The organism is Oceanicella sp. SM1341 (assembly GCF_003448965.1).
GTDB lineage: Bacteria > Pseudomonadota > Alphaproteobacteria > Rhodobacterales > Rhodobacteraceae > Paroceanicella.
In genome coordinates this window covers 30254-45430 of record NZ_QRGC01000006.1, presented here as the reverse complement: position 1 = coordinate 45430, position 15177 = coordinate 30254, and the positions used below count along the sequence as shown (strand labels likewise).

The following is a 15177-nucleotide window of genomic DNA, read 5'->3' as shown; positions in this document are numbered from 1 at the left end:
ATGCTCTCGATCAAGGATCTGAAGGTCGGTTTCCGCACCCGCCGCGGCGAGGTGGAGGCGGTGAAGGGCATCAGCTTCGAGCTGGCGAAGGGCGAGCGCCTCGGCATCGTGGGCGAGAGCGGCTCGGGCAAGTCCGTCACCTCCTACGCGCTGATGCGCATCCTCGACGCGGGCGGCCGCATCAAGGCGGGCGAGGCGGTCTATTCCGGGGTCGACCTGCGCCGGGCCTCGGAGCGGAGCATGAAGGCGCTGCGCGGCCGCGAGATCTCGATGATCTTCCAGAACCCGCGTGCAGCGCTCAATCCCATCCGCAAGGTGGGCCACCAGATCGAGGACGTGCTGCGCCAGCACGCCCGCGCCACCCGCGCCGACGCGCGCCAGAAGGCCATCGCCGCGCTGGAGGCGGTGAAGATCCGCGACGCGGAGGCCCGCTACGAGGCCTATCCGTTCGAGCTGTCGGGCGGCATGTGCCAGCGCGTGGTCATCGCCATCGCGCTCGCCTGCGACCCCAAGCTGCTCATCGCCGACGAGCCCACCACCGGGCTCGACATCACCACCCAGAAGGCGGTGATGGACCTGGTGGACGACCTGGTGCGCGCCCGCGGCATGTCCTCCATCCTCATCACCCATGACCTCGGCCTCGCAGCGCAATACTGCGACCGGATCGTGGTGATGAAGGACGGCGCCATCGTGGAGGCGGGGGCGCCCGGGGCGCTCTTCGTGCGGCCCTCCCACGCCTACACCCGCAAGCTGGTCGACGCCACGCCGCGCCGCGGCGCCACCCTGCGCAGCCTGCTGCCGGAGGGCGAGCGCACGGCGCTGGCGCCGCACCGGGTCTCCGACGACCCCCTGCTCGAGGTGCGCGGCCTCACCAAGACCTATGCCGGCAAGTCCGGCCCGGTGCACGCGGTGAAGCGCTTCGACCTCACCGTGCGGCAGGGCGAGAGCGTGGGGCTGGTGGGCGAGAGCGGCTGCGGCAAGTCCACCACCTCCGCCATGCTGGTGCGGCTGATGGATGCGAGCGCCGGCGAGATCCTGTTCCGCGGCACCGACCTTGCCGCCATCCCGGCCGCCGAATTTGCCCGCCACCCGCTGCGCCCGAAGATCCAGATGGTGTTCCAGGACGCGACGGACAGCCTCAACCCGAGGCACTCCGCCCGCCAGTCCATCGCCGAGCCGCTGAAGCGCATGACGGGCCTCTCCGGCGCCGCCCTCACGGCGCGGGTGGAGGAGCTCGCCCGGCTCACCGGCCTGCCCGCCCACCTGCTCGACCGGTTCCCCCACCAGCTCTCCGGCGGGCAGAAGGCGCGCGTGGGCATCGCCCGGGCCATCGCGCCGGAGCCGGATTTCCTCATCCTCGACGAGCCCACCGCGGCGCTCGACGTCTCCATCCAGGCCGTGGTGCTGAACCTGCTCGCAGACCTGCGCGCCCGGCTGGGCATGTCCTACCTCTTCGTGAGTCATGACCTGAACGTGGTGCGCCTGCTCTGCGACCGGGTGGTGGTGATGAAGGGCGGCGAGATCGTCGAGGTCGGCCCCGCCGAGCGGGTGATGAACGACCCCGCCTCGGAGTACACGCGCGCCCTGCTCTCCGCCGCCCCGCAGGCGCCCGCGCCTGCAACTTCTGCGTCTCAGGCGCCCGCGCCTGCAACTTCCACACCGCAGGCGCCTTCCGCCGCCACGCCTCCCGCAGCCTGACACGACAGCCTCAAGGACCCCCTCAGATGCTTTCCGACCTGCCCTTCACCCTCGGCGCGCTGCGCGCCGCCTATGCCGCCGGCACCCGCCCCGAGGCGGTCATCGAAGAGGTCTTCGCCCGGCTCGAGGCCGCCGCCGACCCCGGCATCTTCCTGCACACCGACCGCGAGGCGGCTCTCTCCGCCGCCCGCGCCCTCGGCCAGCCCGACGGCCGGCCGCTCTGGGGCATCCCCTTCGCGGTGAAGGACAATATCGACGTGGCCGGCATGCCCACCACCGCCGCCTGCCCGGATTTCGCCTACCTGCCGGAGGGCGATGCCTTCGTGGTGGCCCGGCTGCGCGCCGCGGGCGCCATCGTCATCGGCAAGACCAACCTCGACCAGTTCGCCACCGGCCTCGTGGGCACCCGCACGCCGCACCCGGTGCCGCGGAACGCGCTCGACCCCGAGATCGTGCCCGGCGGGTCCTCCGGCGGCTCCGGCGTGGTGGTGGCGCGCGGCATCGTCGCCTTCTCGCTGGGCACGGATACCGCGGGCTCCGGCCGGGTGCCGGCGGCGCTCAACGGCATCGTGGGGCTGAAGCCCACCCTCGGCGCCCTCTCCGCCTCCGGCATGGTGCCGGCCTGCCGCACGCTCGACACGATCTCGGTCTTCGCCCTCACCGTGGCGGATGCCTGGGAGGTGCACACCGCCGCCGCCGCGCATGACCCGGAGGATGCCTATTCCCGCGCCTTCCCCGCGCAGCCGCTGCCGCAGGTGCCGCCGCACCTCACCATCGCCGTGCCCGATGCCGCCAGCCTGATCACCTTCGGCGACCGGGCGCAGGAGGCCGCGTTCCGCGCCACGCTCACCGCGCTGCGCACCCGCGGCGTGGAGATCCGCGAGATCGACTTCACCCCGTTCTACGACGTGGCGGCCATGCTCTACGAGGGCGCCTGGGTGGCCGAGCGCACCGCCGCCGTGGGCGCGCGGCTCACGCAGGCGCCGGAGACGCTCCACCCGGTCACCCGCGCCATCGTCTCGCAGGGGCTCGCGCTTTCGGCGGTCGACGCCTTCCGCGGCATCTACCGGCTGGCCGAGCTGCGCCGGCACTGCACCGCGGCCATGGCCGGCATCGACATGCTCTGCGTGCCCACCATCCCCTGTTTCGTCACCCGCGCGCAGGACGCGGAAGACCCCGTGCTCCACAACTCGCGCCTCGGCACCTACACCAATTTCGTCAACCTGCTCGACATGTGCGGCCTCGCCGTGCCCTGCGGGCAGCGCGAGGACGGGCGCCCGGCCTCCGTCACCCTGCTGGGCCGCGCCGGGCAGGACGCCGCTCTGGCCGCCACCGCCACGCTGGTGGAGGCCGGCCCGCTCGGCGCCACCGCCTGGGCCCGCCCCGCCGCGCCCCTGCCGGTGGCGGAGCCGGGGCCGGGCGAGGTGGCGGTCGCGGTCTGCGGCGCGCACATGTCCGGGCTGGGGCTGAACCACCAGATCGCCGAGCGCGCGGGCCGCTTCCTGCGCGCCTGCCGCACCGCGCCGGACTACCGGTTCTTCGCCCTGCCCGACGGGGTGCGCCCCGGCCTCGTGCGCGTGGGCCCTGACGAGGGCGCCGCCATCGCGGTGGAGGTCTGGGCGATGCCGATGGAGGCCTTCGGCTCCTTCGTCGCCGGCATCCCCGGCCCGCTCGGCATCGGCCGGGTGGTGCTCGAGGACGGCAGCGCGGTGCCCGGTTTCCTCTGCGAGGAGATCGCGACGCGCGGCGCCGAGGACATCACCGCCCTCGGGGACTGGCGCAGCCACCTCGCCCGCAAGGCCGCCGTCGCCCGCAAGGGCGCTGCCTGACGTGGCCCGCAAGGGCGCTGCCTGAGCGCTACCCGCAAGCGCGCTGCCTGAGCGCTGCGGGAAGGGCGCAGAGCAAGCGTCGCCCGGAAGGGTGCGCCCGAACACAGCCCGGAAGGGCGCTGCCTGAGCGTCCTCCGCCCGACGCCTCCCCCTCAGCCCGGTCGGGCGGCGGGGAGGCGGACGAGGCAGGCGGCGCGGCTGCCGTGGCCGGTGTCGGCCAGCACGGGGCGCAGGGCGGCGCAGTCCGGCCCGCGCTCCGGGCAGCGGGTGACGAAGGGGCAGCCGGCCGGCGGGTTTGCCGGGCTCGGCAGGTCGCCTTCGAGCGCGAAGGGCGGCTTCGCGCGCTGCGCCGCGGGGTCGGGCAGCGGGATCGCGGCCAGCAGCGCCTCGGTGTAGGGGTGCGTGGGATGGTCGAAGAGCGCGTCTGTCGGCCCCTCCTCGGCCACGGTGCCGAGATACATCACCACCACCCGGTCCGAGATGTGCCGCACCACCGAGAGGTCGTGCGCGATGAAGAGATAGGACAGGCCCAGCTCCGCCTGCAGCCGCATCAGCAGGTTCACGATCTGGCTGCGGATGGAGACATCGAGTGCGGAGACCGGCTCGTCGCAGATGATCAGCTTCGGCTCCAGCGCCAGCGCCCGGGCGATGACCACGCGCTGGCGCTGGCCGCCGGAGAGCTCGTTGGGGTAGCGGCCGGCATGGCCGGGCAGCAGGCCGACCAGCTCCAGCAGCTCCGCCACCCGGGCGGCGCGCGCCGCCTTCGGCCGGCCGGCGATCACCAGCGGCTCGGCGATGCACTGGCCCACGGTGAGCTTGGGGTTCAGCGCCGAGACCGGGTCCTGGAAGATCACCTGCATGTCGCGCCGCAGGGCGCGCTGGCGCTCGGGGCCGGCGCCGAGGATGTCCTCGCCCTCGAAGAGGATGCGCCCGCCGGTGGCCCGCACCAGCCCGAGGATGGCATTGCCCGCCGTGCTCTTGCCGCAGCCGCTCTCGCCCACCAGCGCCACGGTCTCGCCGGGGCCGATCTCGAGGCTCACGCCGTCCACCGCCTTCACCGCGCCGGTGCGCCGGCCGGTGAAGCCGCCGGTGAGCGGGAAATGCACGCGCAGCTCCTCCACGCGCAGCAAGGGTGTGGCGGCGCTCATGTCATCTCTCCGATCCGCTCGAGGTGGAGGCAGGCGGCGGTGTGGCCGGGCTGGCCCGCCACCGGCACATGCGGCGGCACCTGCGCGCAATCCTCCTGCGCCAGCGGGCAGCGCGAGCGGAAGCGGCAGCCCTCCGGCCAGTCCGACACGTCCGGCACGCTGCCCTCGATGGAGCGCAGCAGCTCCTTGCGCGCACCGCTGAGGCGCGGGATGGTCGAGAGCAGCAGCCGCGTGTAGGGGTGCGAGGGCCGGGCGAAGATCTCCTCCGCCGTGCCGGTTTCCACGATGCGGCCACCGTACATCACGCAGACCCGGTCGGCGATGTCGGCCACCACGCCCATGTCATGGGTGATGATGAGGATCGCGGTGCCGAAATCGGCGCGCAGCCGCTTCATCAGCGTGAGGATCTGCGCCTGGATGGTGACGTCGAGCGCGGTGGTGGGCTCGTCGGCGATGAGCAGGCGCGGCTCGGAGATCAGCGCGCAGGCGATCATCACCCGCTGGCACATGCCGCCCGAGAGCTCGGCGGGGTATTGCCGGGCGCGGGCGGCGGGGTCGGGGATGCCGACGCGCGCCAGCATCTCCACCGCGCGGGCCTGCGCCTCGGCCCTCCCGGCGCGGCCGTGCACGACGAGGCTCTCGGCCACCTGCTCGCCCACCCGCATCAGGGGGTTGAGCGAGGCGACCGGCTCCTGGAAGATCATCGACAGGCTCTGGCCGCGGATGCGCCGCAACCGCCGCTCGGGGGCGGAGAGCAGCTCCTCGCCCTCGAGCCGCACCGAGCCCGCTGCGGCCCGGGCCGCGGCCGGCAGCAGGCCCATGACCGAGAGCGCGGTGAGGCTCTTGCCAGAGCCGCTCTCGCCCACCAGGGCCACCACCTCGCCGGGGGCGACATCGAAGCTCACCCCGTCCACCACCGCGTTGCCGCCGATGCGGGTGACGAGGTCGCGCACGCTCAGCACGGGCGCGGCTGGATCACTCATCCGGGCCTCCTTCCGTCTCGGCGGCCACGGCCGCCCAGGGGCTGGTGGGATGCGCCATGCCGGTGTTGCGCCCGCCCGCCCGCGCCACGGCGGAGGGGATGGCGAAGTTCACCGGGTGCAGCGTATCGGTGACGAGTTCGACCGGGAAGGCCTCGGCCACCTTCGCCGCCACGTCGGCCGCCGCGCGGCGGTTCACCTTGATGGTGGGGGTGCTGGCGTCGAGCCGGGGGGCGCGCAGGGCCGCCTCCGCGTCCATGCCATGGTCGATCATGTAGGACAGGATCTGCACCAGCGCGGGGAAGATCTGCCGCCCGCCGGCCGCGCCGAGGGCCAGCGCCGGCCGCCCCTCGCGGCTGGCGATCAGCGGCGACATGTTGGCCAGCGGCCGCGCACCGGGGGCGATGCGGTTGGGCACGCCGGGGCGGGGGTCGAACCACATCATGCCGTTGTTGAGCAGGAAACCGGCCGAGGGCAGGGTCACCTTCGCCCCGAAGCGCGAGAGCAGCGTGTTGGTGAGCGACACCATGTTGCCCGCCCGGTCGACCACGCTCACATGCGAGGTGCAGTCCCCCCCGGCCGAGGCATGGCCCATGGTGGTGAGGCGGCGGTGCGTGGCGGCGCGGATCGCCTTCGCGTAGGCGAGGGCCGCCTCGGCCTCGGGGGTATCGCGCGTGATGTCGAGGGCGGCGAGCGCCTCGAGCAGGCTCGGGCCGCCGGAGAGCCCGTCGATCACGTGGATCTCGTGGTCGCGGTAGCGGGCGGTGCGCGGGGCGTGCCATTCCGGCCGGTAGGCGGCGAGGTCGGCGGCGGAGAGCTTCGATCCGGCTTCGGCGAGCTCGCGCGCGAGGATTGCGGCGGTCTCGCCCTCGTAGAAATCCCGCGCGCCCTGCTTTGCCAGCCGGCGCAGGGTGGCGGCCTTGGCGGGCATGGGCAGGCGCGGGGTGCGGCCGGGGTCAGGCGGCTGGCCGCCGGGCAGGAAGATGGCGGCGGAGGCCGGGTCGGCCGTGAGGTTGCCCGCGTCGATGGCGATGCAGAGCCGGGTGAACCAGTCCACCTCCAGCCCGCGCTCGGCCTCGGCGATGGCGGGGGCCAGCGCCGCCTCCCAGCTCAGCGTGCCGAAACGCTCCAGCGCCTCGGCCAGCCCCGCGATGGCGCCGGGCACGCAGACCGACATCGGGCCGGAGAGGTTTCGGTCGCCCTCCACCGCCGGCCAGTCGAACCAGTCACCGCCCTTGCCGCCGCGCAGCGGGTAATCCGCCGCCGAGATGCCGCCGGGGGCGCGCACGTTGAAATCCAGCGTGTCGACCGCGCCGGTCTCGCCGCTCGCATGCAGCAGGAAGCCGCCGCCGCCGATGCCGCTCAGCCAGGGCTCGACGACGGAGAGGGTGAGGGCGGTGACCACCGCCGCGTCCATCGCGTTGCCGCCGGAGGCGAGCACGCGGGCGCCGGCCTCCGCCGCGCCGCCGTGCTGGGCGGCGACGAGCCCGCCGGCCGAGCTGCGCGCGTGCTTCTCTATCCCGCTCCAGAGCTGCATCAGTGCCTCCCCGCCCGCGGGCCCGGCAGGTCGGGCGTGACGGAGAACACCTCCGCCTGCGTGGCCGCGTGATGGGCGGCGAGCGCGGCGGCGGTGGTGAACCACACGCCGTCCGCCGCGCGGATCTCGGTGAGCAGCCGGTCGAGCATGGCGATGTTGCGCGCCCGGCCGGAGATCCAGTCATGCACGGTGAGCATGAAGAGCCCGCCGTAGCCATGCAGCAGGCGCCATTCCTCGGCCCAGGTCTCGCCCACGTCACGGGTCGATTGCGGCGGCCACTTGTCGGCCCCGCCGCCGAGGAACTTGAAGAAGATCGCGTCGTCGATGCCCCATTGCACCGGGATCTCGGGCACGCCGGCCATGGTGTAGGGGTGGTCGAACCCCATCAGCGAGCTGTCGTAGAGGCCGAGGCGCGCGCACTCGGCGAGCATGTGCGGCGTCATCTCCCAGGCGGGGGAGCGGAAGCCGGTGGGGTAGTGCCCGGTCTGCGTCGCGAAGAGGGCGAGGGAGCGCTCCAGCGCCTCGGTGAACTGCGTGTCGGTGATTTCCCCCACGATTTCATGGAAATAGCCGTGGAGGCCGATCTCGTGGCCGGCGTCGAGCAGCTTCGGCAGCAGGTCGGGGTATTCCTCCGCCACCACGCCGGGCACGAAGAAACTGCCGCTGATCCCGTGGCGGGCGAGCAGCTCGAGGATGCGGTCGAGCCCCTGGCGCATGCCGAAGCGGCGCTGTTCGAGATGGCCGAGCGTCTTCACCCCGGTCTCGCGCGTCTGCCACAGGAGCGGCGCATGCGCGTCGACATCGACGCTGAAACAGGCGGCCGAGCGGTAGCCCTCGGGCCAGATGTATCCCGGGGTGGCCATCACAGCGCCTGCTTCTTGTCCTGGTGCACTTCGAGCGAGCCGATGGAGTTGCCGCCATCCACCGCCAGCGAGGTGCCGGTGACATAGGCCGCAGCCGAGCTCGCGAGGTAGAGCGCCGCGGCGCCGATATCGGCCTCCGAGCTGGCGCGGCCCAGCGGGATGCCCGCGGTCACCTTGTCGACATGCGCCTGGGAGAGCGCGCTCACCGAGGAGCCGGCGGCAAAGCCCGGCTCCAGCGCGTTCACCCTTATGCCGTACTCCGCGAGCTCGATGGCGAAGCCCTTGGTGAGCCGGTCGAGCGCGGTCTTGGAGAGCGAATAGGGTGCCGCGGTGCGCCGCATCTTGCGCGCGGCACCGGAGGAGATGTTGATCACGGTGCCCTTCACGCCGGCCTTCACCATCTGGGTGGTGAGGTCGCGGGTGAGGATGAAGGGCGCGCGCAGGTTGATGCCGAGGATGGCGTCCCAGGCCTCGTTGGTGGTGTCGAGCAGGAAGCCGCTGGGGTAGATGCCGGCGTTGTTGATGAGGATGTCCGCCGCGCCCCATTCGGAGCCCACGCGGGCGGCGAGGGCGGCGAGGGAGGCATCGTCCATCAGGTCGGCCGCCTGGGTGAAGGAGCCGGCGGCGGCGGGGAGTTCGGCCAGCAGCGCGTCGAGGGCCGGGCCGTCACGGTCGGTGAGGCAGAGCTTCGCGCCCTCGGCGGCGAAGGTGCGGGCGAGGCCGCGGCCGTAGATGCCGCAGGCGCCGGTGATGACCACGCCGCGGCCGGCGAATTCGCCTTCGAAATTCATGGTTTACGCCTTTCGGACTTATCTTGACTTGGGGTCGAGCCTGTCGCGCAGGTGGTCGCCGATCAGGTTCACCGAGAGCACGAGCAGGAAGAGGCAGAGGCCCGGGAAGGCCGAGATCCACCAGGCCGAGCCGACATAGTTGCGCCCGACCGAGAGCATGGCGCCCCAGCTTGCCGTGGGCGGCTGCACGCCGAGCCCGAGGAAGGAGAGCCCGGCCTCGAACAGCACCATCAGCCCGAATTCCAGCGTGGCGACCACGGTGATGGCGCCGATGATGTTGGGCAGGATGTGGATGAACAGGATGCGCGGCATCGATGCCCCCATGAAGCGCGCCAGCCGCACGTAGGGCATGTTGGCGACCGAGAGGGTCTGGCCGTAGGCCACGCGGGCATAGCGCGGCCAGCGGGTGAGGGCGAGCACGATCACCACGTTGGTGAAGCCGGGGCCCAGCACCGCGACTGTGATGATGGCGAGCAGCACGGCGGGGATGGAGAGGAACACGTCCACCAGCCGCATGATCACGGTCTCCACCCAGCCGCGCGCGGTGGCCGCCGCCATGCCCAGCACCGTGCCCACCACGCCCGACAGCGCCACCGAGAGCACCGCGACCGAGAGCGAGATGCGCGCCCCCCAGATCAGCCGCGAGACGAGGTCGCGGCCCAGCTCGTCGGAGCCGAGCCAGTAGGTGATGTTGCGCGCGGTGACCCCGGGCGCCTTCAGCCGGCCCATCAGGTTCTGGCTGTTGGGGTCGTTCGGGGCGATGAGCGGCGCGAGGAGCGCGATCAGCACGAAGGCCGCGAAGATGGCGAGGAAGGGCAGCACGGCGCGGCTGCCCGGGCCGCGGCGCCGTCCGGTGAGCCGCTCGCGCAGCCCCTGTGCGGCGGCGCTCATGACGTGCCCCCGAGGCGGATGCGCGGGTCGACCAGGCTGTAGAGCAGGTCGGCGGCGAAGTTGAGCAGGATGGTCACGAAGGCACCGAGCAGCACCACGCCCTGCACCACGAGGAAATCGCGGCTGACGATGGATTGCACGGTGAGCAGCCCCAGCCCGGGCCAGGCGAAGACCGTCTCGACGATCACCGCCCCGGCGAGGAGCTGCGAGACCTCCATCGCCGCGATGGAGATCACCGGGATCGAGGCGTTGCGCAGCAGGTGCCGGCGCACCAGCCGTCCGGTGGTGACCCCGCGCGCCCGGGCCGAGCGCACGTAATCCTTCGACAGTTCGTCGAGCACCGAGGTGCGCGCCACGCGGGCGAAGGTGGCCATGCTCAGCAGCCCCAGCGCCACCGAGGGCATGATGAGGTTCTTCCAGCCCCCGGCCCCGGAGGGCGGCAGCCACTGGTTCCACACCGCGAAGACCATGATCATCAGGATGCCCGACCAGAAGGTGGGCATCGACTGCGCGGCAAGGACGAGCCCCATGAAGCCCTTCGCCTCGGCATGGCCGCGACGCACCGCCATCCACACCCCCAGCGGCACCCCGATGAAGAAGGCCACCAGCAGCGCGCCGCCGGCGAGCTGCAGCGTGTAGGGCAGCCGCGAGGCGATGATGTCGATCACCGGCACGTTCTGGATGTAGGAGCGGCCGAAATCGAGCCGCGCCATGTCGGCGAGGAAGGCGCCGTATTGCACCAGAAGCGGCCGGTCGAGGCCGAGGCTGGCGCGCATGGCCTCGATGTCGGCCTGGGTCGCCGTCTCGGGCACCAGCAGGTAGGTCGGGTCTCCGGTCAGGCGCTGCACGAAGAAGATCAGCGTCATCACCCCGAAGAGCGCGACAAGGGCCTGCCCGAGGCGCCTTGCGAGATAGCGTCCCATGCTCTCTCCTCCGGCCTTACTCGGTCCAGCCCATGCGGTTGAGGAACAGGCTCTCGTTGGCCGTGGGGGTCCAGTCCAGCTTCTCCGACGCGCCGTAGACCGCGGCCACCTGGTAGAGCGGCAGCAGCGCGACATCGGATTTCGCCAGCTCGGAGGCCGCGTGGTAGGCGGCGAGGCGGGCGTCCTCGTCGAGCGTGGAGCGGCCGTCTTCCAGCAGCTTGTCCATCTCCGGGCTGGCGTAGCGCGACCAGTTGCTCTGCGACTGCAGCAGCGGGTACATGATGCCGTCCGCGTCCTGGCAGGCACAGGACCAGCGGCCGAAGCTGAACATCGGGCGGCTCTCCTCCGGGCCCTGGGCCTTCTTGAGGTAGCTCGCCATGTCCATCATGTTGATCGACACGTTGAGGCCGATATCGGCCAGCATCTGCTGGATGGCCTGCACGATGCGCTGGTCGAACACCGGAGCGGTGTCGAAGCTCATCTCGGCGGTCGCCGCGTCGCCCAGGCTTTCGACGATCTCCTTCGCCATGTCCGGGTCGTAGGGGATGGGCTCGATGTCATCGGCCCAGCCCACGTGCGCGGGCGAGAGCATCTGCCCCACCACGGCACCGTTGCCGCCCAGGATGCCTTCCACGATGCCCTCGCGGTCGACACTCATGGCCACGGCGCGGCGCAGCTCGGCATTGTCCATCGGCGCGATGCGGGTGTTGAAGCCCAGGTAGGCCACGCGCTCGGTGAGGGCGATGAGCGGCTTCACGCCGGGCGCGCCCTCGATCTGCATCGCGAGGTCGGAGTTGAGCGACACCGCGAGATCCGCCGCACCGGCCTGCAGGTCGGCCACGCGGGTGGAGGCGTCGGGCACGGCGCGGAAGCGGGCCTCGGCGAAGGCGCCCTGGTCGCCCCAGTAGGCGTCGTTGCGGGTGAGCGTCACGTCCACGCCGCGGTTCCAGGCCTCGAAGGCGTAGGGGCCGGAGCCCACGGGGGCGGCGTTGAACGCGTCGTCACCCATCTCCTCCACCGCGTGCTGCGGCACCACGGAGAGCTTCACCAGCTGGGCGAGCAGCACCGGGTAGGGGCCGTCTGTCGTGAGCGTCACCTCGTTCTCGCCGGTCACCTCGGCGCCGGTGATCTTGTTGAACTGGCCGAGCTGCGGGCTGCCGAAAGCGGGGTCGGTGATGCGCTTCACCGAGAACACCACGTCCTCGGGTGTGAGCTTCGTGCCGTCATGGAAGGTGATGTCGTCGCGGATGGTGAACTTCACCTGCGTGTCCGACACCTGCTCCCAGGCGCTCGCCACCTGCGGGATGATCTCGCCCTCGTCGGAGCGGGTGACGAGATTGTCGAAGATGTTGCGGTAGACGTAGTAGCTGTCCGGGTTCCACTGCTTGTGGGGGTCGAGCGAGGAGGGCTCGTTCACCAGGTCCACGGTGATGAGCTCCTTCGCCAGCGCGCCGTCCAGCGCGGGCGAGGAGAGGGCGGCCATCAGGCCCAGGGCGGTTGCGGCAAGCAGGCGTTTCATCGGGCGATACCTCGTGTGGGGGTCGGCGGGGCGGCGCGGGGCCGCCCCGGGGGCGTCATTCCGCCCAGCTCATGCGGTTGAGGAACATGCTTTCGTTGGCGGTGGGCTGCCATTCCAGCTTCGCGTTGCCGCCGTAGATGATGGCGGCCTGGTAGAGCGGGATGATCGGCACCTCTTCCTTCACGATGTCATGCACCTTCGAATAGGCTGCGAGGCGGGCGTCCTCGTCGAGCACCGAGCGGCCTTCCTCCAGCGCCGCGTCCACTTCCGGAGACGACCAGCGCGACCAGCCGGAGGAGGAGTGCAGCAGCGGGAACATGATGCCGTCCGCGTCCTGGCAGGCGCAGGACCAGCGCGAGAAGGTGAGCATGGGGGCGGCCGCGTCCTCCACCTGCTGGTCCTTCAGCCAGGTGGCCATGTCGGTCATCCGGATCTCGACGTTGAGCCCCACGTCGGTGAGCATCTGCTGGATGGCCTGCACCACGCGCTGGTCGAACACCGGCGAGGTGGCGAGTTCCATCGGCGTCTTCGCCGGCTCGCCGATCTCGGCGATCAGGGCCTCGGCGGCCTCGGGGTCGTAGGGGAAGGGGTCGACCCCGTCGACCCAGCCGAAATGCGCCGGCGAGACCATCTCGCCCACCACGCGCTCGCCCCCCGCGAGGATGCCCTCGGCGATGCCCTCCTTGTCGATCGCCTCGGCGATGGCGCGGCGCATGCGCACGTCATCCAGCGGCGGCTTGGTGGAGTTGAGCGCGAAATAGCCCACGCGCTCGGTCTGCACGATGAGGGGCTTGGCGGTGGCGGAGTTCTCAAGCTGCATCGCCTGGTCGGAATCGAGGGTCACCACCAGGTCGGCGGCGCCGGCCTGCAGGTTCGCCAGCCGGGTGGCGGCGTCGGGCACGGCGCGGAAGGTCACGGTGGGGAATTCGCCCTTGGTGCCCCAGTAGTCGTCGTTGCGGGTCACGGTCACCTGCACACCGCGGTCCCAGCCCTCGAACCTGTAGGGGCCGGAGCCGACGGGGGCGAGGTTGAAGGCGTCGTCGCCGACCTCCTCCACCACGTGTTTCGGGATGATCGAGAGCTTCACCAGCTGCGGCAGCAGCACCGGGTAGGGCCCGTCGGTGGTGAGCACCACGGTGTACTCGCCGGTGGCCTCGGCCTTCACGATCTTGTTGAACTGGCCGAGCTGCGGGCTGCCGAAGGCCGGGTCGGTGATGCGCTCCACCGTGAACACCACGTCCTCGGCGGTGAGCGGCGTGCCGTCATGGAAGGTGATGTCGTCGCGCAGGGTGAATTCCATCTCCGTCTCCGACAGGCGCTGCCAGGAGGCGGCGACCTCGGGCACGATGGTGCCCTCGTTGTCGCGGGTGACGAGATTGTCGAAGATGTTGCGGTAGACGTAGTAGCTGTCCGGGTTCCACTGGCCCTGCGGGTCGAGCGAGGAGGGCTCGTTCACCAGGTCGATGGTGAGCAGGTCCTTGGCGGCGGCGCTGCCGGCCGGGGTGAAGGCGAGGCAGAGCGCGAGCGCGGTGGAGGCCAGTACGGGCGGGGCGAAGCTGCGAAGTCTCTTCATCTGGTCTTCCCTTCCTGTTGGGTGCGTGACGGCCTGCGGGGTTGCGCGTCCTGCGCCCCCGTTCTGCTGGGGTCCGTCATGGGGGTGGTCTTCTTTCCCGGTGCCGCGGCGCCGTCGAGGGCGCCGGCCAGCAGGGCGCGGCCGGCGAAAGCCTCGAAGGCGTCGAGCCCGGCGGAAAGCTCGGAGGCGAGCGCCGCCGCGTCTCCCGCCTCGGCCGCGGCCACCAGCGCGCCGCGGTCCGGCGGGGCGTGGCGCAGGCCGGAGCCGGCCTCGAGATGGCGCAGCATGCGGTCGGAATTGTCCCAGGCCTGGGCCAGCCAGTTGCGGATCCACGGGCTGGCGGGGGCGGCGAGATGGCCCATCAGCTCGCGGTCGTAGCCGCGCAGGGCCTCCGGCGCGCCGGCATCGCCCCGCCCGGCCAGTGCGCGGCACACTTCCCAGAGCCCGCGCAGCCCGGCAGCCGCCGCGGCGTCGCGCGGCAGGGCGGCGAGCGCCGGTTCCAGCGCCCGGCGCGCCGCGATCAGCCCGCCGATCAGCTCCGCCGTCACCGGTGCCACCTGCCAGCCGCGGCGCGGCAGGGCCAGCACCAGCCCCTCGCCGGACAGCCGGGCCAGCGCGGCGCGTGTGGCGGCGCGGTTCAGCCCGAAGCGCTCGGTGAGCTCCTGCTCGCTCACGGTCTCCGAGGGCGCGAGCGCGCAGGTGAGGATGGCGTCGCGCAGCCGGTCGGCCGCGAACTCGGATTTCGAGGCCGCCGCCGGCAGGGCGCCGGGGGCAGCGGGGCGGGCGACGAAGGGCGAGGAGCGATCATACATGCCCCGACGCTAGCCGCGCGCCTGAGATGTGACCAGCCCCTTTCTGACATGTCAGTCAGAATTTTGCCGCAGGCGCAGGCAGCCGCGCGTCGCTGCCCGAATCCTGTGCGGACAGGGGCGCGGACAGGCGCAGGCCTGCCGGGGGAACGGGCGGTGGCGTTTTGCGGCGTCAGGTGGCGCTGGTGCGCTGGCCCTCGATCATCACGCCGGCGAGCAGGTCGTAGGCCTCGGTCCAGGCGGCGCGGGTCTCGGGGGTGAAGCTGTCGCCGAGCATGTCCTGCAGGGTGTCGAGCAGGGCCCGGCCCACCACGGCGTAATGCGCCTCCTCCACGCCGTAGACCGCGTGTCGGCGGCCGAGCGCGGTGACCGCGGGCAGGATGCGCGGCAGGTCTGTGAGCCCGTTCACCGCAATGGCAAGCATCTGGATCAGCTTCATTTTCTGCCCCGCCATGTCATCGGGAAACAGCGGGCGAACCTGCGGGGCGAGCTCGAAGACGCGATCGTAGAACACTCCGCCGGCGGCCTCGGCCTGCGGCGAGATCCGCTCGAAACTCTGCTGCACGAGGGCGATCTGATCGGGTGTCATGGCGTGCTGGAACCTCTGGCTGGAGCC

General features: G+C 71.9%; 13 protein-coding genes. 2 read left to right on the top strand and 11 right to left on the bottom strand.

Annotation, left to right across the window (positions count from 1 at the left end):
- The gene (locus tag D3P35_RS07760; protein WP_118134144.1) at window positions 1–1698 is read left to right on the top strand and encodes an ABC transporter ATP-binding protein; all 1698 of its coding nucleotides are present in this window, start codon (window positions 1–3) and stop codon (window positions 1696–1698) included.
- A 26-nt stretch (window positions 1699–1724) separates the two neighbouring features.
- Entirely contained in the window at window positions 1725–3527 is a 1803-nt protein-coding gene (gene atzF / locus D3P35_RS07755; protein WP_118134143.1) for an allophanate hydrolase, read from the top strand.
- Window positions 3528–3679: 152 nt separating this feature from the next.
- Here the strand turns inward: atzF and D3P35_RS07750 are convergent, their stop codons facing one another.
- From D3P35_RS07750 to D3P35_RS07700, 11 genes are all read right to left on the bottom strand, one after another.
- On the bottom strand, window positions 3680–4675 hold the full coding sequence (locus D3P35_RS07750) for an ABC transporter ATP-binding protein (protein WP_118134142.1): 996 nt from the start codon (window positions 4673–4675) through the stop codon (window positions 3680–3682).
- Window positions 4672–5658, bottom strand: coding sequence for an ABC transporter ATP-binding protein (locus D3P35_RS07745; protein ID WP_118134141.1), 987 nt, complete (start codon window positions 5656–5658; stop codon window positions 4672–4674). The genes D3P35_RS07750 and D3P35_RS07745 overlap by 4 nt, the downstream gene beginning before the upstream one ends.
- Window positions 5651–7192: a gamma-glutamyltransferase family protein gene (locus tag D3P35_RS07740; RefSeq protein ID WP_118134140.1), complete on the bottom strand. Its 1542-nt coding sequence runs from the start codon at window positions 7190–7192 to the stop codon at window positions 5651–5653. Before D3P35_RS07740 ends, D3P35_RS07745 begins: the two co-directional genes overlap by 8 nt.
- Window positions 7192–8055 (bottom strand): polysaccharide deacetylase family protein, encoded by an 864-nt coding sequence (locus D3P35_RS07735; protein ID WP_118134139.1) that lies wholly within the window; start codon window positions 8053–8055, stop codon window positions 7192–7194. The genes D3P35_RS07740 and D3P35_RS07735 overlap by 1 nt, the downstream gene beginning before the upstream one ends.
- Window positions 8055–8846 (bottom strand): SDR family NAD(P)-dependent oxidoreductase, encoded by a 792-nt coding sequence (locus tag D3P35_RS07730; protein ID WP_118134138.1) that lies wholly within the window; start codon window positions 8844–8846, stop codon window positions 8055–8057. Before D3P35_RS07730 ends, D3P35_RS07735 begins: the two co-directional genes overlap by 1 nt.
- An 18-nt stretch (window positions 8847–8864) precedes the next feature.
- Window positions 8865–9737, bottom strand: coding sequence for an ABC transporter permease (locus tag D3P35_RS07725; protein ID WP_118134137.1), 873 nt, complete (start codon window positions 9735–9737; stop codon window positions 8865–8867).
- Complete coding sequence (locus D3P35_RS07720) at window positions 9734–10660, bottom strand: ABC transporter permease (protein WP_118134136.1); 927 nt, start codon at window positions 10658–10660, stop codon at window positions 9734–9736. Before D3P35_RS07720 ends, D3P35_RS07725 begins: the two co-directional genes overlap by 4 nt.
- A 16-nt stretch (window positions 10661–10676) precedes the next feature.
- Entirely contained in the window at window positions 10677–12179 is a 1503-nt protein-coding gene (locus D3P35_RS07715; RefSeq protein ID WP_118134135.1) for an ABC transporter substrate-binding protein, read from the bottom strand.
- Between the two features lie 55 nt (window positions 12180–12234).
- Entirely contained in the window at window positions 12235–13752 is a 1518-nt protein-coding gene (locus D3P35_RS07710) for an ABC transporter substrate-binding protein (protein ID WP_118134134.1), read from the bottom strand.
- A complete protein-coding gene (locus D3P35_RS07705; RefSeq protein ID WP_118134133.1) occupies window positions 13749–14564 on the bottom strand; it encodes a GntR family transcriptional regulator in 816 nt (271 codons plus the stop codon). Before D3P35_RS07705 ends, D3P35_RS07710 begins: the two co-directional genes overlap by 4 nt.
- 169 nt (window positions 14565–14733) lie before the next feature.
- Window positions 14734–15150, bottom strand: coding sequence for a globin family protein (locus D3P35_RS07700; protein WP_118134132.1), 417 nt, complete (start codon window positions 15148–15150; stop codon window positions 14734–14736).
- Window positions 15151–15177: the final 27 nt, after the last annotated feature.